Source organism: Streptomyces sp. NPDC048506, from assembly GCF_040651315.1.
Taxonomy (GTDB): Bacteria; Actinomycetota; Actinomycetes; order Streptomycetales; family Streptomycetaceae; genus Streptomyces.
Genome location: NZ_JBEZIX010000044.1, coordinates 70,077 through 91,006, shown reverse-complemented (window position 1 = coordinate 91,006; position 20,930 = coordinate 70,077). Strand labels below are relative to the sequence as shown.

General features: G+C 72.7%; 16 protein-coding genes. 11 read left to right on the top strand and 5 right to left on the bottom strand.

Annotated features, from left to right (window positions below; translation table 11 throughout):
* The first annotated feature begins 61 nt into the window (after window positions 1-61).
* The 3 genes from AB0C96_RS30765 (at window position 62) to AB0C96_RS30755 (ending at window position 2,561) form a co-directional block, all read left to right on the top strand.
* On the top strand, window positions 62-1,276 hold the full coding sequence (locus AB0C96_RS30765) for a sensor histidine kinase (protein ID WP_362921873.1): 1,215 nt from the start codon (window positions 62-64) through the stop codon (window positions 1,274-1,276).
* Between the two features lie 131 nt (window positions 1,277-1,407).
* Window positions 1,408-2,046: a response regulator transcription factor gene (locus AB0C96_RS30760; protein WP_362921896.1), complete on the top strand. Its 639-nt coding sequence runs from the start codon at window positions 1,408-1,410 to the stop codon at window positions 2,044-2,046.
* A gap of 206 nt (window positions 2,047-2,252) precedes the next feature.
* Window positions 2,253-2,561, top strand: a complete 309-nt coding sequence (locus AB0C96_RS30755) for a PASTA domain-containing protein (RefSeq protein ID WP_362921871.1) — start codon at window positions 2,253-2,255, stop codon at window positions 2,559-2,561.
* Window positions 2,562-2,682: 121 nt separating this feature from the next.
* Here AB0C96_RS30755 and AB0C96_RS30750 read toward each other — a convergent pair whose 3' ends face one another.
* On the bottom strand, window positions 2,683-2,943 hold the full coding sequence (locus AB0C96_RS30750; protein ID WP_362921869.1) for a hypothetical protein: 261 nt from the start codon (window positions 2,941-2,943) through the stop codon (window positions 2,683-2,685).
* 240 nt (window positions 2,944-3,183) lie between these two features.
* Here AB0C96_RS30750 and AB0C96_RS30745 point away from each other — a divergent pair, with 240 nt between their 5' ends.
* Both AB0C96_RS30745 and AB0C96_RS30740 read left to right on the top strand, forming a co-directional pair.
* Window positions 3,184-3,714 carry a GNAT family N-acetyltransferase gene (locus AB0C96_RS30745; RefSeq protein WP_362921867.1) on the top strand — a complete coding sequence of 177 codons (531 nt, stop codon included), beginning with the start codon at window positions 3,184-3,186 and terminating at the stop codon, window positions 3,712-3,714.
* Between the two features lie 259 nt (window positions 3,715-3,973).
* Window positions 3,974-4,867, top strand: a complete 894-nt coding sequence (locus AB0C96_RS30740) for a D-alanyl-D-alanine carboxypeptidase (RefSeq protein ID WP_362921865.1) — start codon at window positions 3,974-3,976, stop codon at window positions 4,865-4,867.
* Between the two features lie 197 nt (window positions 4,868-5,064).
* Here the strand turns inward: AB0C96_RS30740 and AB0C96_RS30735 are convergent, their stop codons facing one another.
* The 3 genes from AB0C96_RS30735 to AB0C96_RS30725 form a co-directional block, all read right to left on the bottom strand.
* Window positions 5,065-5,646 carry a TetR family transcriptional regulator gene (locus AB0C96_RS30735; protein ID WP_362921863.1) on the bottom strand — a complete coding sequence of 194 codons (582 nt, stop codon included), beginning with the start codon at window positions 5,644-5,646 and terminating at the stop codon, window positions 5,065-5,067.
* A gap of 266 nt (window positions 5,647-5,912) precedes the next feature.
* The gene (locus tag AB0C96_RS30730) at window positions 5,913-6,917 is read right to left on the bottom strand and encodes an aldo/keto reductase (RefSeq protein WP_362921861.1); all 1,005 of its coding nucleotides are present in this window, start codon (window positions 6,915-6,917) and stop codon (window positions 5,913-5,915) included.
* Window positions 6,918-7,178: 261 nt separating this feature from the next.
* The gene (locus AB0C96_RS30725) at window positions 7,179-8,630 is read right to left on the bottom strand and encodes an MFS transporter (protein ID WP_362921859.1); all 1,452 of its coding nucleotides are present in this window, start codon (window positions 8,628-8,630) and stop codon (window positions 7,179-7,181) included.
* 101 nt (window positions 8,631-8,731) lie between these two features.
* Here AB0C96_RS30725 and AB0C96_RS30720 point away from each other — a divergent pair, with 101 nt between their 5' ends.
* The gene (locus AB0C96_RS30720) at window positions 8,732-9,649 is read left to right on the top strand and encodes a helix-turn-helix transcriptional regulator (protein WP_362921857.1); all 918 of its coding nucleotides are present in this window, start codon (window positions 8,732-8,734) and stop codon (window positions 9,647-9,649) included.
* 111 nt (window positions 9,650-9,760) lie between these two features.
* Here AB0C96_RS30720 and AB0C96_RS30715 read toward each other — a convergent pair whose 3' ends face one another.
* Entirely contained in the window at window positions 9,761-11,215 is a 1,455-nt protein-coding gene (locus AB0C96_RS30715; RefSeq protein WP_362921855.1) for an MFS transporter, read from the bottom strand.
* Window positions 11,216-11,460: 245 nt separating this feature from the next.
* On the opposite strand from AB0C96_RS30715, the gene dusB reads away from it, so the two are divergent.
* The 5 genes from dusB (at window position 11,461) to AB0C96_RS30690 (ending at window position 20,831) form a co-directional block, all read left to right on the top strand.
* Window positions 11,461-12,612, top strand: a complete 1,152-nt coding sequence (dusB, locus tag AB0C96_RS30710; protein WP_362921854.1) for a tRNA dihydrouridine synthase DusB — start codon at window positions 11,461-11,463, stop codon at window positions 12,610-12,612.
* 112 nt (window positions 12,613-12,724) lie between these two features.
* Window positions 12,725-13,990, top strand: coding sequence for a hypothetical protein (locus AB0C96_RS30705; RefSeq protein WP_362921852.1), 1,266 nt, complete (start codon window positions 12,725-12,727; stop codon window positions 13,988-13,990).
* Window positions 13,987-16,197, top strand: coding sequence for a caspase family protein (locus AB0C96_RS30700; protein WP_362921850.1), 2,211 nt, complete (start codon window positions 13,987-13,989; stop codon window positions 16,195-16,197). Before AB0C96_RS30705 ends, AB0C96_RS30700 begins: the two co-directional genes overlap by 4 nt.
* A 12-nt stretch (window positions 16,198-16,209) precedes the next feature.
* Complete coding sequence (locus tag AB0C96_RS30695; protein WP_362921848.1) at window positions 16,210-17,196, top strand: MoxR family ATPase; 987 nt, start codon at window positions 16,210-16,212, stop codon at window positions 17,194-17,196.
* Window positions 17,196-20,831: an SAV_2336 N-terminal domain-related protein gene (locus tag AB0C96_RS30690; protein ID WP_362921847.1), complete on the top strand. Its 3,636-nt coding sequence runs from the start codon at window positions 17,196-17,198 to the stop codon at window positions 20,829-20,831. The genes AB0C96_RS30695 and AB0C96_RS30690 overlap by 1 nt, the downstream gene beginning before the upstream one ends.
* The last annotated feature ends 99 nt before the right edge of the window (window positions 20,832-20,930 follow it).

Sequence of the window (20,930 nt, the reverse complement as noted above, 5' to 3'; positions counted from 1 at the left end):
ACCCCCCGTACGGCAACGGGCTTCATGGCAGGTCGCGACGCCCGGCACCTACGGTTGGACCATGAACATCCCGCCCCGGCTGCGGCGCGCGCTCACCCGCCTGACCCGCGATACGTCCTTCCTCGCCCTGGGGGTGCCGCTGCACCTTTTCATCGGTTCCCTGCTGTTCCTGGTCTTCGGTCTCGTGATGGACACCATCGCGGGGCGGGACAGTGACTCGCCGGTGGTCCTGGGGTTCGCGCTGCTGTTGATGGCGTGCTCCGCGCCGGCGCTGACCGCCGCCCAGCGCTGGCGCTTCCGGCGGCTGCTCGGCATCGACATCCCTCACCCGGGGTGGCAGCGGCCGCAACGGCGGTTCGGCTACCACTGCCTGGCCGGGACGCTGCTCGGCGGGCTCGAACTGCTGCTGCTGTCGCTGCTGTTGACGGGTCTGGCCGCCGCCACCGTGTACGCATGGGTATGGGCGGTTCCCCTGCAATGGCGAGCCGACCACCCCGGCTACCTCACCCAGGCCTCTCCCGTCACCCTCGCCGGCCTCGCCGCGCTCGCCGCGGTCCCGTCCCTCGCCACGGCCCTGGTACGCCTTGAGACGCACCTCGGGCCCGCCATGCTGGGGCCCGACCCGAGCGAGGACCTGGCGCGGCGGGTGATCGACCTCACCGAGAGCCGGGCCGGGGCGGTGGACGCCGCGGACGCCGAACGGCGGCGTATCGAGCGGGACCTGCACGACGGCGCCCAGCAGCGGCTGGTGTCCCTGGCGCTGAACCTGGGGTTGGCCAAGGTGACGCTGACGGATCTGCCGCCCGAGGCCCAAGAGGTGATCGACACGGCGCACCGGGAGGCGAAGGAGGCCATCGAGGAGCTCAGCAACCTCGTGCGCGGGCTGCATCCGGCCGTCCTGGACGAGCTGGGGCTGGACGCCGCACTGTCCGGGCTCGCGGCCCGGGCGCCGCTGCCCGTACGAGTGCGGGTGGATCTGCCGCAGCGGCTGACGCCGGCCGTGGAGGCGGTCGCGTATTTCGTGGTCTCCGAGGCGTTGACGAACATCGCCAAGCACGCGCGCGAGGCGACCCGGGCGGATGTGACGGTCACCCGGCTGGGCGAGATACTGCGGGTGGTGATCGCCGACGACGGTGTGGGCGGCGCCGATCCGTCCAAGGGAAGCGGCCTGAAGGGGCTGGCCCAGCGCGTGCGGTCCGTGGACGGGGAATTCCGGATGAGCAGCCCCGTGGGGGGCCCGACCATGATGAGCGTGGAGCTGCCGTGCCCGACATGAGGGGTGCCGTGCCTGGCACGAGAGGTGTCCTACCTGATGCGCGGGGTGTCGTCCCTGATACGAGGGGTGCCGTACCTGACGTGAGAGGCACTGGGCCTGACGCGAGTGCCGTACCCGGCGTGCGGCGTGCCGTGATCGCCGAGGACTCCGTGCTGTTGCGGATCGGGCTGGTCAAGCTGGTGGAGATGGCCGGCTTCGAGGTGGTGGCCGAGGCGGGCGACGCGCAGGGGCTGCTGGCCGCGGTCGAGGAGCACCGGCCGGACCTCGCCGTGGTGGACGTCAGGATGCCGCCCGGCTTCACGGACGAGGGGGTGCGCGCTGCCCTGTTGATCCGTCAGAACTGGTCGAGCACCGCGGTGTTGATGCTCTCCCAGTACGTCGAGGAACGCTATGCGGCCGAGCTGCTCGCCACCAACACCAGTGGGGTCGGCTATCTGCTCAAGCAACGGATCGCGGACGTCGAGGAGTTCATCGAGGCGCTGCGGCGGGTGGCGGGCGGCGGTACCGCGCTCGACCCGCAGGTCGTGGCCCAGCTGCTGGTACGGCGGCCGAGCGATCCGCTGGAACGACTGACCGCCCGGGAGCGGGAGGTCCTCGCTCTGATGGCCGAGGGCCGCTCCAATGCGGGGATCGCCGCCCAGCTCGTGGTCAGCGAGAGCGCGGTCGCCAAGCACATCAACAACATCCTCGCCAAGCTGGACCTGCCGAAGGCGGACGCCGACCACCGCCGGGTACTGGCGGTACTGCACTTCCTGGGTGTGGGCGGCTAGCGGATGGGCCTTGGGCCCCATGGGGGAATCGCCGCGGATCGGGGTTCAGGTCTGGAGCGTGAGAGGCGCGAGGGGCGTGAGGGGCAAGGGGCGTGAGGTGAGCGAGGGGAGTGCGGCGAGTGGAGGGAGCGAGGGGATAGGGCCGGTGGGGTCGACATGGTGTGGCCGCTCGTGACCAGCTCCGACAACCGGTCGTTCCTTGGGGCATGAAGACGATCACGGTAATCATCGCCGCCCTGGCCCTGTCCACGTTGGCCTCCGCCGCCCCAGCGCTCGCCGACGGCGGCCCCGCGCTGATGCCGAGCCTGCGGGGCAAGGACCTGGTCCCTGCCTATGCGGCCCTGAACTACGACACCGGCATTCGGCTCCGCGACGGGTTGGGCGCCCATCGCCATGTGCTGTGGCCGGCCGGCTGGAAGGTCTGCGATCAGCAGCCGGCGACCGGGACCGCCTTGGAGGGCTCGAAGATCACGCTGACGGTCGTCAAGAAAGGCGAACAGTGCCCCCACGGGTGACCCGTCGCCGGCCACCGGGTGCGCACTGCCCACCAGCGGAAACGGCGGGCAGCACAACGGGCAGGCACAAGAGGCGCGACCCGTACCCCGGAGCATCGCACTCCGGGGTACGGCGCGTGTGTCAGCGGCGGCCTCCTCCCCGGCGCACGGTGGTGCCGGTGATGTCGCCCCCGGCAAGCTGCCTGACGAGGTCGAGCCGCTTGTGGTTGTCGATGAAGATGTCCGTGCGGCAACCCTCCCCGCCGGGAAACAGCAGGCTGAAGCTGAACGACGGCGCGCATCGGATGTCCTGGTCGAAGAGCCCGTCCTCCCAGCCCTTGGCGCTGGCCGTGCCGGCTGCCGACATCATCAGCGCACCGGCCCCAAGGGCGCCCGCGACCATACGCATTGCCTTACCCACGACGGAACTTCCTTCCTGTCTGGTCCCCGGTCTCCTGCCGGGATCACCGCGACAACGAACGAGCAACCGATGGATCACGCTGGGTTACTCCGTCACGGTGGCGGCACCGAGCGACGCGCCGAAGGAGCGAATCGTCGTTGTCGGCCCGGGGCGGGGTGAGCCGATGCATGCGGAGTGGGTCCGGCCGGAGTCGTACGTCCCTTCGTTGCCTAAGCTTTCGCCGTGAACGACACCACACATGGCATACGGATCAGACCAGGTGGCCTGGCCGACGCACCGGCCATTCTGGACATGCTCGATTCCGCGGTGGCCTGGATGAACGATCGCGGCAACACCGAGCAGTGGGGCACGACGCCGTATTCGCAGAAGCCCGGCGGGGTCGCGCGGGTCGAGCGGTACACGACCGAGAACGACCCCTACATCGCGGAGTTGGACGGAACGCCCGTCGGAGCCCTGGTGTTGGACTCCGGGCCCAGCCCGCAGATGCCGATCGAGCCGGCCGAGGAACCCGAGCGGTACGTCCGGCTGCTGGTCTCCGACCGACGGTACGCCGGTCTGGGCGTCGGGGCGGCGCTGCTGGCCCATGCTGCCGAGGAGACCCGGCGGGCCGGCGTGGAGCTGCTGCGGGTCGACTGCTGGGCGGGCGGCGGGGGCGAACTGGTCGCTTTCTACGTGCGCAACGGTTTCACCCCCACCGACCGTTTCCTTTCCGAGGCCTGGCCGGGACAGGTGCTGGCCCGACGGGTCGGCTGACGAAGCGGGCAACGCGCCGGGCGGGCCGGTCGGCTTGCGTGCCCGTTCGCGTGTTCGCCCGTTCGCCCGCTGGCGGGTCGTTGTGTGTGCGCCCGGGCCGGTCAGGCGGGTTCCTTGGCGGGGCCCGGTCTCGGCCGTACAGGGGGAGAGGGGGAACTTGGTGTCGTCGGGTGCGCATCCATCGGCCCCTCTCATGCGTCTCATGAGCGAGCGGCTTTCCCATATGGGCCGCACTGCAGGGGTATTTGGAGTATTCAATTTGAAAACTGGCATCAAGGGCATTCGTCGCATCTCTGCGGTTGCCATCACCGCTGGAGCCGTCCTGACGGCTGGGGCGTTCGCCGCCCCGGCGCAGGCCGCCACGCTCCCGACGCCCACGATCACCGCCCAGGGCGGGTTCGTGATGAACAACGGCACGGGCAAGACCCTTTTCACCAAGGCTGCCGACACCCGTCGCTCCACCGGCTCCACCACCAAGATCATGACGGCTCGGGTGGTGCTCGCGCAGCCGAACCTCAACCTGGATTCCAAGGTCACGGTCCAGAAGGCGTACAGCGACTACATCGTCAACAACAACTGGGCCTCGTCGGCCCGGCTGATCGTCGGCGACAAGGTCACGGTTCGTCAGCTGCTCTACGGGCTGATGCTGCCGTCCGGCTGTGACGCCGCCTATGCGCTCGCCGACAAGTTCGGCACCGGGTCCACGCGGGACGCGCGGGTCAAGTCGTTCATCGGCAAGATGAACTCCACCGCCAAGTCCCTCGGGCTGACGAACACGCACTTCGACTCGTTCGACGGCATAGGGCGCGGCGCGAACTACTCGACACCGCGCGATCTGACCAAGCTCGCCAGCAGCGCGATGAAGTACTCCACGTTCCGTACGGTCGTGAAGACGAAGTCGACCAAGCAGAAGGTCACCACCAAGAGCGGTGGCTACCGCTACATGGAGTGGGACAACACCAACACTCTGCTGGGCAGCTACGCGGGCACCATCGGCGTCAAGACCGGTTCGGGTCCGGAGGCCAAGTACTGCCTGGTCTTCGCCGCCACCCGGAACGGCAAGACGGTCATCGGTACGGTCCTGGCGTCCTCCTCGGTCCCCAACCGCACCGCCGACGCCAAGAAGCTGATGGACTACGGCTTCAAGAAGTAGTCCGGCTGCCACCAGGCCACGGATCACAGGCCGTTGGCCGTAGGTGGTAAGGCCATAGGCCGTCGGGCAGGGGCCCGCTCGCGACCGTGCGTCGTGGGCGGGCCCTTCGCTCACGGCGCGGCGTGCGCGGCCTGATCCGCACGGCACGCCCGCGCGGATGCGGGGACGGCCCCGCGTCTGTAACCGTGCCGGCCGGCTCAGCTGCGCAGGCCGCGCAGGAGCAGGCCGCGGACGGCCTCGAAGTCGGCGGCGATCTCGGGGCGGGACCACTCGGCGGCGTAACACGGGTCGTGGAAGCGGCCGGTGGCATCGAAGACGGCACGGGCGGTGGTGGCGGGCGAGGGGGTGTGGAAGGCGCCCTCGCTGACGCCGGCCTCGATGATGCTGGTGAGTTGGGCCTCCAGATCGGTGACGTGCCGGTCGACCACGCCGCCGCTCTCCCCGATCAACGTCATATACGTGGCGAAGAGTTCGGGGTCGTCGCCAGCCTTGTGCCGCTTGGCCTCGAAGAGGGCGGTGAGCCAACGGTCCAGCCGCTCGGGAGCCGTGCCCTCCTCCGTGACGATGACCGACAGCTGCTCGCTCGTACGGTCCAGCCAGCGCTCCGTGACCGCCTCCCGCAGCGCCGCCTTCGTACGGAAGTGGCGGTAGACGCTCCCATGGCTGACGCCCAGGGCGCGCGCCACGTCCACCACCGTGGCCTTGGCCGGGCCGTAGCGGCGCAGCACCTCCTCGGTGGCTTCGAGGATGCGCTCGGGGGTCAACGTCTCGGGGGGCATGGGGCGGGCCGGCCTTTCTGGAGAGCGGGCGGGGCGGGGACGCCGGGTACCTAGGACGGTACCTGGCCGTACCCCTCGGCCGCCCGGGGCGTATGGCCAGGGCGCCGTCACCGGCGCCGTCACCGGTGTCGTAACCGGAGTGCCGCCACGGGAGCCGCCACCGGCTGCCGTGGCCGGGCTGCCGTGACCGGGGTGCCGTGGCTGGGGGCTGTGACCGGGGTGCCGTGGCCGGGTGGTCGGGTGCCGTGGGGCGTGCGGCCCGGTGGTCAGTGCTCGCTGTCCAGGTGTGCCATCTGTTCGGCCGGGTAGCGGTCGCCCGCGGCGGCGTCGGCCGGGACCGCGTGCTCGATCGCGGCCAGGTCGTCGGCGTTCAGCGTGACGTCCAGCGCGCCGAGCGCCTCGGTCAGTCGGTCCCGGCGGCGGGCGCCGACCAGCGGGACGATGTCCTTGCCGCGGGAGAGCACCCAGGCGATGGCGGTCTGGGCGACCGAGATGCCCTTCTGCTCGGCTGTCTTCCGCAGCGCTTCCACCAGGTCGAGGTTGCGCGCGAGGTTCTCGCCCTGGAAGCGCGGGCTCATCCCACGGAAGTCGTTCGCCGCGAGCTTGCGGTCACGGCTGAAGTGGCCGCTGATCAGACCGCGGGACAGCACGCCGTACGCGGTGATGCCGATGCCCAGCTCGCGGGCGGTGGGCAGGATCGCGTCCTCGATGCCGCGGGAGATGAGGGAGTACTCGATCTGTAGGTCGCTGATCGGGGCGACCGCGGCGGCCCGGCGCAGCGACTCCGCGCCCACCTCGGAGAGCCCGATGTGCCGGACATGACCGGCCTGGACGAGCTCGGCGATGGCACCGACGGTCTCCTCGATCGGGACGTCCGGGTCGATACGGGCGATCCGATAGACGTCGATGTGGTCCACGCCCAGGCGCTGGAGGGAGTAGGCGGCGAAGTTCTTCACCGCGTTCGGCCGGCCGTCGTAGCCGGTGAAGCCGCCCTCGACGGTGCGCAGGGCGCCGAACTTGACGCTGATCTGCGCCTGTTCGCGAGCCGCCGTCGGGGCGGTGCGCAGAGCCTCGTTGATCAGCAGTTCGTTGTGGCCCATGCCGTAGAAGTCGCCGGTGTCGAGCAGGGTGACGCCGGCGTCGAGGGCGGCGTGGATGGTGGCGATGGACTCGGCCCGGTCGCTGTCGCCGTAGAGGGCGGACATGCCCATGCAGCCGAGGCCGAGGGCGGAGGTCTGCGGGCCGGTGGTGCCCAAGGTGCGGGTCTGCACTGCGTGCTCCTGAAGGAGAAGGGAGGGGTGGTGGGGTGCGGGAGGGGTCCGTCGGAGTCCGGTCGGCAGCGGCGCGTCGGGGCGAACGGGGTCGGGACGAACAGGGTCGGGGTGAACAGGGTCGGGACTGGCCGCCGTGGTCGCCGGTCGGGCCCGGGCGGGCTCCTTCCGCTTCTTCACTATGGCATGACGACTGACAGATTTCAATATCTGTCAGTCGTCATGTGTTGAGTCGAGCTCCACCCTCGGTGTTATCGCAGGTCAGCGCAGTGTTCGGGGGAGGCGGAAGGCCAGTGCCGTGGTCCCCGCGACGATCGCCAGCTGGGTCAGCAGGGCGGCGAGCAGCGCATCGCGGATACCGGCGGACGGCAGCAGCGCGAGGAAGAGAGTGCCGAGGGTCGCCACGCCCAGGGCCAGGCCGGACTGCTGGGTGGTGACCATGACGCCGCCGCCCACACCGGCCTGCGCCACCGGCAGTTCGCTCAGCACGATGCGCAGCAGAACCGGCAGCACCATGCCCTGGCCGAAGCCGAGGATCGCCATGCTCGGCGCGAGGCCGGCCACCGACGTGCCCGGCCAACTCCCGTGCACGGTCAGCACCAGGGCGATCAGCCCGCTGCCCTGGATCACCGAGCCGGCGATCACCACCCGACGCCCGAAGCGGCCCACCAGCCGCGGGCCGGCCAGCGAGGTGAGGAAGAAGGCGGCGCACAGCGGCACCAGGGACAGGCCGGCCGCGAACGGCCCGTAGTGCAGGCCGGTTTGCAGGGCGACGGCCACCACGAACATGAAGCCGCCGAAGCCCACCGAGAACGGGACGATCATGGCCAGACCGCTGTTCACGGACGGGATGCGCAGCAGCGAGGGCGGCACCAGCGGCGTACGCCCGGCGCGCTCGGCCCGGCGCTCGACGAGGACGAACGCGGTGCCCACGAACGGGAAGACGGCCAGCAGGATCCAGGACCACACGGGCCAGCCGGCCGCCCGGCCCTCGGTCAGCGGCAGCAGCAGCGTGATCAGCGCGGCGGCCAGCAGCGCGGTGCCGGGACCGTCGACCCGGGTCGGGTGCGGGGAGCGGGTCTCGGGGACCGTACGGGCGGCCAGCAGCAGGGCCACGGCCGCGATCGGGACGTTCACCAGGAAGACCGCGCGCCATCCGGTGCCCGCCAGGTCGACCGAGACCAGCAGCCCGCCGAGCACCTGGCCGAGGGCGCTGGAGACGCCGGCCGTGCCGCCGTAGAGGCTGACGGCCTTGGCGCGGCGCTTGCCGGTGGTCGTGGCCTGGATGGTGGCCAGCACCTGCGGGAGCAACAGCGCGGCCGCGGCGCCCTGGGCGACCCGGGCGGCCACCAGCGTTCCGGCGCCCGGAGCGAGGCCGCAGGCCAACGAGGTCAGACCGAAGGCGGCCAGGCCCCACAGGAACAGCCGCCGACGGCCGATCATGTCACCGAGCCGGCCGCCGAGGACCAGCAGCGTGGCGTAGGCGACGCCGTAACCGGCCACCACCATCTCCAACATCGCGGGGCCCGCGTGCAGATCGTGGTCGATGGTCGGCAGGGCGACGTTGACGATGAAGAAGTCGATCATCGGGAGGGCCGCGCCCAGCAGGACGGTCAGCAGGCCGAGAGGCGTCAACAGGGCCGTGGCCGCGTGCCGTCGTGGGGCGTTGGCCGGGGCTTCCAGGGTGGTGGTCTGTACTCGGGTATCGCTCACGGAGTCGACGATCGTCGACCGCTGAGACTGGTACCAGAGTGTCCTTATCCTGGTACCAGTGCTACCTGGCAACCGGCTGCGGCCTGCGGCAGGCTGGGAACATGACCGTAGACGCGACCCTGACGCAGGTTCCCACGGGACCCGCCACCACCGCTGCCCGGCCGTCCTCCGCCCCGCGCGACGACGTCGCCCGCCGGGCGGAGCTGGCCGCCTTCCTGCGCAGCCGGCGCGAGCGGATCACGCCCGAGCAGGTCGGCCTGCCGCGCGGCGCCCGTCGGCGGACGCCTGGCCTGCGCCGCGAGGAGGTCGCGCATCTGGGGGCGATCGGGGTCACCTGGTACACCTGGCTCGAACAGGCCCGGGACATCCACGTGTCGCCGCAGGTCCTGGACGCGGTGGCGCGGGCGCTGCTGCTGGACCGCGCCGAGCGCAGCCACCTCTTCGCGTTGGCCGCGGCGGTCGACCCGATGCCGAACAAGGAGTGCACGGGCGTTCCGCGCGAGCTGCGGCAGATCCTGGAACAGCTGTCGCCGTTCCCCGCGGTCATCCAGAACAGCCGGTTCGACATCCTCGCCTACAACCGCGCGTACGGGCACCTGATGTGCGATCTCGACGCGCTGCCCGAGGAGGACCGCAACTGCATGTGGCTGGCGTTCACCAACGCCCAGTGGCGCGCGAGCGTGGTCGACCTGGACGCCACGATGCGGCTGATGGCCGCCAAGTTCCGGGCGTCGATGGCCGAGCACATAGCCGAGCCGGCCTGGAAGGCGCTGGTCGCGCGGCTGACCGAGGCATCGCCCGAATTCCGCGAGATCTGGGCGCAGCACGAGGTCGTCCGCCCGGTCAGCTCCGTCAAGGTCTTCAAGCACCCGCGGGTGGGCGTGCTCCAGCTGACCGCCACGAGCCTGTGGACGGGCCCCAACCCGGGCCCCAAGCTGCTGTCGTACACCCCCGTCGACGAGGCGTCCCACGAGCGGCTGCGGCACCTGGACGAGCTGACGGCGTTGGCTGCGGTGTAGCTGAGGTGCGGCTGCGGGGTGACGGGTGACGCGCAACGGGGCGCGGGGCCGGCGGACATCTACGACGATCCCCTACGACCGCGCTACGACCGCGCTACGACCGCGTGTCCGCTACGACCGCGCGTCCTCCCTCTGTGATCCCCGGGCCTCCTCCTCGAAGAGGGCTGCTGTGCGGGCGGCCGTCGTCCTCGCCCAGGGGCCCGTGGTCAGTGCTCCCAGCAGGAGTACGGCGGCGCCGCAGCCCGTGATGATCCACCATGCCGGGTGGCCGGCCGCGATGAACTCGTCGGCGGTCGCGGCGGCGTGTGCTCCGCCCGCCAGGACGGCGCCGATCACCGCGACGCCCAGCGACTGCCCCACCTGCCGGCTGGTGGAGGCCACGGCGGCCGCCACCCCGGCCCGGGTGCGTGGCATGCCGGACACCGCGGTGTTGGTGATCGGCGCGTTGACCAGCCCGAATCCGATGCCGAAGAGGACGTAGCCGGTGAACAGCAGGGCGTCGGTCGACTGGGCGTCGAAGGCCGCGAAGAGCAGGCCGCTCGTGCCCATCGTCGTACCGGCGAGCAGCAGCGGGAGCCGGGGGCCGCGGCTGCCGACCAGCCGCCCCGACAGCGGCGCGAAGAACAGCGTCATCCCGGCCATCGGCAGCATGTGGAGCCCGGCGTCCAGGGCGGACAGTCCGCGGACGTTCTGGAGGTAGAGGGTGTTGAGGAAGAGGAAGCCGCCGAGCGCGGCGAAGGCGCAGACCGCAATGACCGTGGCTCCGCTGAACGGTGCGCTGTGGAAGAACCGCAGGTCGATGAGGGGCTCGTCGCGGCGTCGCTCGTAGCCGATCAGCGCCGTCAGCGAGGCCACCGCCACCAACACGAACCCCAGGATCTTCGGGGACGCCGGGCCGGAGCCCGGCGCCTCGATGATCGCGTAGGTCAGCGAGCCGAGCAGTGCGATCACCAGCAGCTGGCCGACCGGATCGACCCGGCGCGGCCGGGGGGCGCGCGATTCGGGGACGTAGCGCAGGGTGAGGAAGATCGCCAGGGCGCTGATCGGGACGTTCATCCAGAAGATCGAGCGCCAGCCGATGCTCTGCACCAGCAGCCCGCCGATCACCGGCCCGGCCGCCATGCTGATGCCCACGACCCCGCCCCACACACCGATCGCGCGGGCCCGCTCCCGGGGGTCGGTGAAGGTGTTGGTGATGATCGACATGGCGACGGGGTTGAGCATCGAGCCGCCGACCGCCTGCACCATGCGGAAGACCACCAGCCACGACAGGTCGGGCGCCAGGCTGCACAGCAGCGAGCCGAGCGCGAAGACCGCCAGTCCGACCAGGAAGATCCGGCGCCGGCCCAGCCGGTCGGCCGTCGAGCCGGAGAGCATCAGCAGCGAGGCCAGCACCAGCGTGTAGGCGTCGATCGTCCACTGCATCCCGGAGACCGAGGCGTCCAGGTCGCGCTCCAGGGACGGCAGGGCGACGTTGAGGACGGTGTTGTCGAGGCTGACGATCAGCAGGCTCAGACAGCAGATCGCCAGTACCAGGAGTCGACGCCGGCGGCCGAGGTCAGGCATGGTTGAACGCTACAACGATTCCTGTTCGTCCGGTCCGGTGGGGCGCATCGCTCGGTCCGGTGAGGTGCCTCGTCCGGCCCGGCGGGGTCACTCCGTCCCGTCCGGCGAGGTCACTCCGTCCGGCCCCGGCGGGGCCACTCGCGCGGTGCGGGACAATAGGAGGTCGCAGCGGCCGGCAGCCCCGTACGGCCGCGGCCCGCCCGCCTCACCAACGGAAGTCGAAGAAAGCCGAAGGTACCCCCGCCATGACTCTGCTGGAGATCGGTCCGCACGCGGTGCAGCCGCCCGTGGTCCTCGCGCCGATGGCCGGGATCACCAATGCCCCGTTCCGGACCCTGTGCCGCGAGTTCTCGGGCGGCAAGGGCCTCTTCGTCAGCGAGATGATCACCACTCGGGCGCTGGTCGAGCGCAACGAGAAGACCATGCAGCTGATCCACTTCGACGAGACCGAGAAGCCGCGCTCGATCCAGCTCTACGGTGTCGACCCGGACACCGTCGGCAAGGCCGCCCGCATGATCGCGGAGGAGGACCTCGCCGACCACATCGACCTCAACTTCGGCTGCCCGGTCCCCAAGGTGACCCGCAAGGGCGGCGGCTCGGCGCTGCCGTACAAGCGCCCGCTGCTGCGCTCCATCCTGCGCGAGGCGGTGGCGAACGCCGGCGCCCTGCCGGTGACGATGAAGATGCGCAAGGGCATCGACGACGACCACCTCACCTACCTCGACGCGGGGCGGATCGCGGTCGAGGAGGGCGTCACGGCGATCGCCCTGCACGGGCGCACCGCGTCCCAGCACTACGGCGGCACCGCCGACTGGGACGCCATCGCCCGCCTCAAGGAGCACGTCCCGGAGATCCCGGTGCTGGGCAACGGCGACATCTGGTCGGCGGACGACGCCCGGCGGATGATGCGGGAGACCGGCTGCGACGGCGTGGTCGTGGGCCGCGGCTGCCTGGGCCGGCCGTGGCTGTTCGGCGATCTGGTCGCCGCCTTCGAGGGCACGGGGTTCCGGGACGGGGGCCGTGACGTCGCGTACGCACAGCCCACCCTCAAGGAGGTCGCGGTCGTGATGCTGCGGCACGCCACCCTGCTCGGCGAGTGGCTCGGCGACGAGGCGCGCGGCGTCATCGACTTCCGCAAGCACGTCGCCTGGTACACCAAGGGCTTCTCGATCGGCTCGGACATGCGCCGCAACCTCGCGGTCACCTCCTCCCTGGACGAGCTCGACGCCCTGCTGTCGGAGCTCGACCTCGACCAGCCGTGGCCGACCGGCGCCGACGGCCCCCGTGGCCGCACCTCGGGCCGCAACCGCGTGGTCCTCCCCGACGGGTGGCTGGACGACCCCTACGACTGCGCGGGCGTGGACGTGGACGCGGAGTTGGACACGTCGGGCGGCTGACGGCGCCGTCCCCGCCCCACCACACCGTTTCCCGGGATTTCCTGGGAGAAAGGGGAGTTGGGGCCGGGCGGCGCGAGTAACATGCGTGGCTCACGGCCACGGGGGGAGAGCAGTGACGAGCGTCGTCTTAGTGCACGGTACGGGCGTCCGGGCGCCGTCGTACGACAAGACCTTCGACCGTGTCTCCCGTGGCCTGGCCGGAGTCCGGCCCGATGTCCGTACCGTCCCCTGCTTCTGGGGTGACGCCCACGGCGCCTCGCTGGCGCTTGACGGGGCGTCACTTCCGTTGCGGGCCAAGGACCGTGGGTGGGGCGGTGAGGACGCCTGGGACGTCCCGCCGGCCGAAGACGACCCGCTGGCCGTGTGGGCCCTGTTGGAGGCGGACCCGCTGGCCGAGCTGCGCGCCTTCGCGGGGGCGGCTGCGGACGGCGAGGACGCGACCGGGTTCGTACCGGGCCGCCGGGACCCCTGGGACGAGGTCGCCGACCAGGTGCGGGAGCTGACCCTGGCGGACGGGGTTCCCGGCGGGGCGGTCGACGACGGCGAGGGGCTGCGGCAACTCGCCGCCGACCTCGCCCCGTACACCGGCGAAGCCGCCGACCGGGTCGCCGAGGAGATCTCCAACGCCCTCGGCGGCGCCCCGTTCGCCGACGGCATCGAGCCCGTGGCGGCCCGCGCCGTGCTGGCCCTCGCCCTGCGGCTGGCCGAGTCCGCGGAAGCCGCCGACGAACCCCTCCCGGTGGACGGCGCCGACCGCGACGCCCTCGTACGGCTGCTGACCGAGCGGCTCGGGGGCGGTGACCGCGGCGTCGCACAGGCCGCGAAGTGGACAGGTGCCCGGCTGCTCACGCCGGTTCTGTGGCCGCTGTCCTCCGCCGCGCGGTGGCAGCGCGGCCGGCTCACCGGCGCGATCGTCCCGGCCGGCGGCGACATCCTGCGCTACCAGGCGCGCGGCGAGGGGCTGCGCACCGCGATCGCCGAGGCGGTGCGCGGTGCGGCAGCGGCCGCCCCCGGCCCGGTCGTCCTGCTCGCCCACAGCCTCGGGGGCATCGCCTGCGTCGACCTGTTCGCCGACGGGAGCGCCGGCCCGCCTCCGGGCGTGGACCTCCTGGTGACGGTCGGCTCGCAGGCACCGTTCCTCTACGAGCTGGACGCGCTCGGCTCGTTGCGCCGGGGCGAACCGCTGCCGGCCGCCTTCCCCCGCTGGATCAACGTCTACGACGAGCGGGACCTGCTCGCCTTCGTCGGCGAGCGGACCTTCCCGGGCCGGGTCGCCGACGTCCGGGTCGACACCCGCCAGCCCTTCCCGCGCTCCCACAGCGCCTACTTCGCCCACCGTGGGCTCTACGACCTGCTCGCCGCGGAGCTGCCGCGGTGACGTCGGAGCAGCACGACTGGCGGCGTACCCATGCCGTGCTGGTGGCCGTCGAGGCGTACCAGGACGAGAGCTGGGACCTGGACGGACCGGTCACCGACGCGCTGGGGATGATGGGCTGGCTGATCAGACAGGGCGTCCCGGCGGACAACATCCACCTCCTGGCGTCCCCCCTGGAGCGGAACAAGGGCGTCCTGGCCGCGCAGGAACCCCCGTCCAGCCGCCCCGCCGACCGGGCCACCGTCCGCAAGGTCTTCCGGGACGAACTGCGCCGCCTGGACGGCGAATGGCTGTGGATCTACTGGGCCGGACACGGCGTACAGGCGCAGGGCGACCGCTGGAGCCTGCTCTATCCCGAAACCCGCGAGACGGACCTCGTCGGCCTCGACGCGGACAACCTGATCCACCTGCTGCGCACCGACCGGCTGCCGTCGCGCGGGGTGGACCGGGTCACCGTCGTCATCGACGCCTGCCGCACCGCCCTGTCCACCCGGCAGCAGACGATGGCGTCGCCACCGGACCGCCTCCACGAGGCGCCGCAGACCCACCACGACCGCCGGATCTTCATGATGCGCGCCTCCCGCCCCGGGGGCGCGGCCAAGGAGCTGGGCGGGTCGGGGCAGTTCACCTCGGTACTGCTCGGCCAGTTGGCGGCGGCCGGCCGCGGGGGCGCGATGGTGGACCTCGACCGGGTCTGGGACGGGGTCAGGGGGGAGTTCGAGCGGCTGCGCGCCGACGGCCGCACCCGGCAGTTCCCGACCCTCTACGTCAACGACTGGAACGACCAGGAGACCGAGTTCACCCTCGCCCCGCTCCAGGACCCCCGGCACAAACGGGCCCGGCAGCAGCTCGTCCTGGAGGTCAACCGGCTGCTCACCACGGCCGTGGGCGTGGCCGAGGGCGTCGCCGTCCGGCTGTGCGGGGAGCTCGCCGCCGAACCGCCCGCCACGACCTCGCCGTCCGCCGCGGAACTGGTCGACTGGGCGCTCGGCGACCCGCACGGCGTCGCCACCCTGCTGGACGCCCTCGGCGAACGGACACCGGGCGAGCCGGCGCGACCCGAGGCCCAGGACGCCTGCCGCATCCTCCAGAGCGGGCAGTGGCTCACCCGCACCGAGCACACGGCGCTCGTCGACCTGCTCGACCGGCTCGACCCCGAGGATCTGAGCGCCTTCGCCGCGGCGGCGCACGAGGAGATCCCCGGCGTGCACCTCCCGGCGATCGCCCCCGCACCGCTGGCCGGGACGCTCGAAGGGCTGCTGTGCGTACCCCACCGTCTCCCGCAACTCCTGCGCGTCGTCGAGCGGTTCGCGGCCCGCCGCCCCGGCGCGCCTTCGGTGGCCGGCCTGCGGGACTGGGCGCTCGGCTGCGCCACCCGGCTAGGCCTCCAGGCCGCCCTGCTGGACCGGCGGGCCGACGCCGAGGAGCGCGCGGCGGCCGCCCCGGCAACCGCCCCGGCCGGTGCCGACGACCGCATCCAGATCCGCCTCCGCCCGCCGGACGGCCCGGGACAGCGGCGCAGCTACGAGGTCTGGTCGCGGCGCGGCGCGGACGTCGAGGCGCTGGCCAAGGCCGACACCCCGGCGTCGCCCGAGGAGATCCAGCGCCATCTGGACGCCCTGCTGGGCCTGCACGCCCGCACCCAGGAGACGCTGGTGGAGTTCTTCCTGGCCCCCACCGACCTGGAGCTGGACGTCCACCGCTGGCAGCGCGGCGCGTCCGGCCCGGTGGAGCGGTCCCTGGGCACCGACTTCCCGGTCGTCGTGCGCTGCACCGAACTCCGCGGCGACCAGCCGCACCTGTGGAGGCGCCGGTGGGACCAGGTGGGCGTGGCGAGCACCGAGGACCTGCACTGGCTCCCCGACGACCTGGAGAAGAGCAAGCAGGTCTACGGCGCGTTGCAGTCCCGGGCGGACGCCCCCGGCGTGGTGATGACCACGCCGCGGCGGTCCCGCTCGGAGGTGTTCACCGCCTGCCTGTTCGGCGGAGTGCCCGTGCTGGTCTGGCACAGCGATGCCGAACTGGCTGCGGCGAAAGTGGAGTTGGAGTCCCTGCTCGGCCGGGAGCGGCTCCCTTCCCTGCCGCACCACCTGCGTAAACTCCGCTCGGCGAGCGACGCCGACGACCGCCATCCGGGCCGGAACCTGGCCCTGCTGTGGGACGACCCGTGTCGGCCGCTCCCGGACCAACTCAACCTGTCGGCACCCTGAGGAGAGCGAGACATGGCACAGGACTGGCGGCTCTTCCACGGCGGCGCCGCCGAGCCCCACGACGTGGAGTGGCCCACGGCGCCGCCGTGGCGTCGCTTCGGGGCCGGCGCCCGGAACCGGGACGGCGCACAGCCGTCGTACGTCATCGCCCCGGAGGACCGGGACGTCGTCAACACCGCGCTGCACCTGCACCGCCCGCTGCTGGTCACCGGTCGGCCCGGTACCGGGAAGTCGACGCTCGCCCACGCCGTCGCCCGCGAGCTGCGCCTCGGCCCGGTGCTCCACTGGCCGGTCAACAGCCGCTCCACACTGGCCGACGGGCTCTACCGCTACGACGCGGTGGGGCGGCTGCGGGACGCCTCCCTGCACGGCCGGGACGCCTCCCTGCACGGCCGGGAGGGCGACGGGGCGGCACCGGCGTCCGAGCCGGACATCGGTGACTACCTGCGGCTCGGTCCGCTGGGCAGTGCCCTGCTGCCCGGCCCCAAGCCCCGGGTGCTGCTCATCGACGAGCTGGACAAGGGCGACGTCGATCTGCCCAACGACCTGCTGACCGTCTTCGAGGACGGCGCGTTCGAGATCCCCGAACTGGCCCGGCTCAAGCAGCCGGACGTCGAGGTGCGGGCCACCGGCACCGAGGAGAAGGTGCGGATCAGCGGCGGCCAGGTGGGCTGCGACGTCTTCCCCGTCGTCGTCATCACCAGCAACGGCGAACGCGACTTCCCGCCCGCCTTCCTGCGGCGCTGCGTCCGCCTCGACCTGCGGCAGCCGGACGAGCAGCAGCTCACCGAGATCGTCCGGATGCACCTCGGCCCCGAGGTCGGGGCGCAGGCACAGGAGTTGATCGCCGCCTTCCTCGACCTGAGGGATTCGCAGGAGCGCGAACTCGCCACCGATCAGCTGCTCAACGCCGTCCACCTGCGGTCCTCCGGGGTGCGGATGGACTTCGACACCCTGCGTGAGACGGTCCTGCGGTCCCTGGACGAAGCAGACTTCTGATGTTCCAGCGGCTGTGCACCCTGCTTGAGGACGCCGGGGCGGACCTGTCCGCCGAGGAGCTGCGCGACGTCCTGTGGCTCGCCGTCACCACGGCGCCCGCCCACCGGGACGGCGCCCGCGACACCGACCGGTCCACCGCGACCGCGCCGGCCGACGGCGCCACGGCCGACGGCGGGCCCGCCGAACGGGTGGGAGTCCGGTCGTCCGGGCCGCGCGAGGGCGGCGCGGAGGTTCCCGAACCGGCCGCGCCCGCCGGGCTGTTCGCCCCCGGCGGCCCCCGGCCCCGGGCGGCCCGACCGGCCCGGGCGGTCGGAGTACGCGGGGTGCCGGCCCTGCCCGCGGCCCGCGGGCTGTCCCGGGCGCTGCGGCCGCTGCGGCAGAGCGTGCCCTCCCGCCGCGCCTTCACCCTCGACGAGGCGGCCACCGCCGACTGGATCGCGGACACCGGTCTGCCGGACGCCGTACTGCGCCCGGAACGGGAGCGCTGGCTGAGCGTCGCCCTGGTCGTCGACGACGGCCCGTCGATGGTGCTGTGGCAACGGCTCGCCGCCGAGGTGCGGGCGATGCTGGAGCGGCAGGGCGCCTTCCTCGACGTGCGGACCTACGGTCTGGACAGCGCCGCCGTCCGCGAACCGGTGGTCACGGCGCGGCCGTACGCGGCCACCGCCCCGCGCCGCGGCACCGGGCACCTGACGGACACCTCCGGCCGCACGGCGGTGCTGGTCCTCTCGGACGGCGTCGGTCCGGGCTGGCGCAGCGGCGCGATCCCCCGTGCCCTGCGCGACTGGGCGCGGTACTCGCCGGTCGCGGTGATCCAGCCGCTGCCCCCGCGCATGTGGCCGCAGCAGGGGATGCCCACCCAGCGGCTGGTCGTCTCCGCGGACCGCCCGGGCGCTCCCGGGCGCGCGCTGTCCGTACGGCACCCGGTGCTGCCGCCGGACATCGTGTCGTACACGGGGACGGTGGTCCCGGTGCTGGACCTTTCGCCGGCGCAGGTCGGGGCCTGGGCCGACCTCACGGCGACGGGCCGCGGCAGCGCCCAGCTGTCGGTGCTGCTGCTGCCGGAGGACGAACGGCACCCGCCCGCTTCCCCGGCCGCGCCGCAGGACGCCTGCGCGCCGCCGGATGCCTCCGCATCGCCGGCCGCCCCCGCCGCGCCCACGCCGGAGGAGCGGCTCAGGCGCTTCCGCGCGGCCGCCTCGCCCGAAAGCCAGCGGCTGGCCGGCGCACTCGCCGCGGTCAGTCCGCTGACGCTCCCCGTGATGCGGCTGATCCACCAGGCGGCCAGCGATGGATCCGAGCGCTACCACCCGGCGCAGCTCGCCGAGGTCTTCCTCGGCGGGCTGTTGCGCCGGCGGGACCCGGACGTCCGGCAGCCGTCCGACGCCGTCGAGTACGCGTTCCGGCCCGGCGTCGCCGATCTGCTGCTGGACGCCGTACAGACCTCGACCGCCCTGGACACGGCGGCGCAGGTCACCCGGTTCCTGCTGCGCCGACGCGGCGGTGGCCCGGAGTTCCGGGCCCGGCTCTCGGGGGAGGGCGGCGGGGACTCGGCGGTCGCCGAACAGGCCCGCCCGTTCGCCGCCGCCTCGCCGGAGCTGCTGCTGCGGCTGGGCCTGCTCGCGGACTCCCCGGCCCGCGACGACGACGGGCCGGGCGGCCCGCACCCCGAGCCGCACCCGAAGACCGCCACCCGCAACCCGCACCGCTACCCTCCGCGCTCCTACGCGTCCGAGCGGGTCCAACCGCCGCTGATCGCCGTGGTGCGGAGGATCGCCGAGGACGAGGCGCTGCCGCAGTCGGTCCGGCTGTACCTCGACCCGCTGCTCGCCGAGGCGGACCAGCGGTCGGACGGCGTCGGATGGGAGGGCGTGACGCGTCTGACCGGGCTGGCGTCCGAGCTGGTGAACGCCGGATGGCACGGCTACGCGGACTGGCTGTGCGACGCAGTGCGCGCACAGCTGCCGGACCTCGCGGCCGCCGACGACCTCGAATCCCGCAACCTCCGCGGCCACTTGGCGCTGGCCCTGAACGTCCTGGGGGAGCATGACGAGGCGGAGGAGCACCTGCGGTCCGTGGTCGCGATCTCGGGCCGGGTGCACGGCGAGGAGCACGACTTCACCCTCTTCGCGCGCTCCTACCTCGTCTCTCTCCTCCAGTTCGCCGGTCGCCGGGACGCCGCGGAGGAGGAGTGCCGCAGCCTGATCGCCAGCTACGAACGGCGTGCGGACAGCCAGGACGACCACACCGCGGAGAACGTCGCGGAGGTGCGGATGCGCCTCGGTCTGCTCCTGAACGGTACCCAGCGCCACGAGGAAGCCCTGGCCGAGTTCCGCGCCGTGGTGGCGGTGCGTGGCGACGTGCTGGGGCCGTCCCACACCCAAACCGTCCTCGGCAGGGCGTGGCTGGCCGCCGCGCTGCAACGGCTCCGGCGCTACGAGGAGGCCGAGGCCGAGGCCCGGACGGCGCTGGCGGACGCCCGGGCGGCCCGGCCGGAGGTCGAGTCCGCCGTGCTGCCGGCTCTGTACCGGCTGGCCGACATCCTCCTTGCCCAGGACCGGCGTGCGGAGGCCTACGCCCTGGTGGGCGACCTGCCCGCCACCGTGGCGGCCAAGCTGGGCGTGAGGCACTGGCGGACGCTGGAGGCGCGCCGGGAGCGCGTCGCCGTGCTGCGCCGGCTGCGCCGGTACGAGGAGGCCGAGGCCGAGGCCGTGCAACTGGTGGACAGCACCGCCGCGGCCCTGGGCGAGCGGCACGTCAACTACTTCTCCGCCCGGCGCCTGCGGGCCATGGCGGTGCGGGACCGGCGTGTGCCGGAGGAGGCCGAGGCGGCCTTCCGCGAACTGCTCGACGACCAGGTACGGGTCCTCGGCCGGGACCACGACAGTACGCTCCTCACCCTCCACGAACTCGCCCTCACCCTCGAACAACCCGGCCGCTGGGAGGAGTCGCTGGCCCTCTACACCGAGGTGCTGGAGCAGCGCACCGACAAGGCACAGCAGGACCGGTCGGGCACCCTCATCACCCGGTACAACCGGGTGACCGTGCTGATGGAGCTCGGGCGCGACGAGGAGGCCGAGACCGAGTGCCGGGCGACGCTCGCGGCCCAGCTGCGGCTCCTCGGCCCCGACCATCCTGAGACCTTGAGCACCCGCAAGAGGCTGGGCGACGTGCTGCGCGACCGGCAGCGCCACGAGGAGGCGGAGCGCGAGTTCCGCAGCGTGATCGAGGGCCGCAGCCGGGTCCTCGGCCCGGAGGACCGGCAGACGCTGGCGGTCCGGCACAGCCTGGGCTACCTGCTGGCCGCGATGGGCCGGTTCGCCGAGGCCGAGGTGGAGAACCGGGCGACGCTGGCGGCGCGACGGCGGGTCCTCGGCCCCGAGAACGCCGCCACGCTGTGGACCCACCACAACCTTGGCAAGGCCCTGCACGGCCTCGGCCGGCTCGACGAGGCGGCGGCGGAATGGCGCGCCCTGCTGGAGGTCGGCGAGCGTGCCCTGGGGGAGGACCACCGGTGCACCCGGGACACCCGGAAACTCCTGACCGAGCTCCTGACCGAGATCCAGGGAGAGGGAGAGGGAGAGGGAGAGGGAGAAGGACAGGGCGAGGGCGAGGGTGACGACTCCGACGGCTGAGGGCGCCGGCCTGGTCGAGGACGAGGACACCCGGATGCCGCTCCGCAGTGCGGTGCCGCCGGGCATCGAGTGACCCGACCGGGGTGCGGCCGGGGCGTG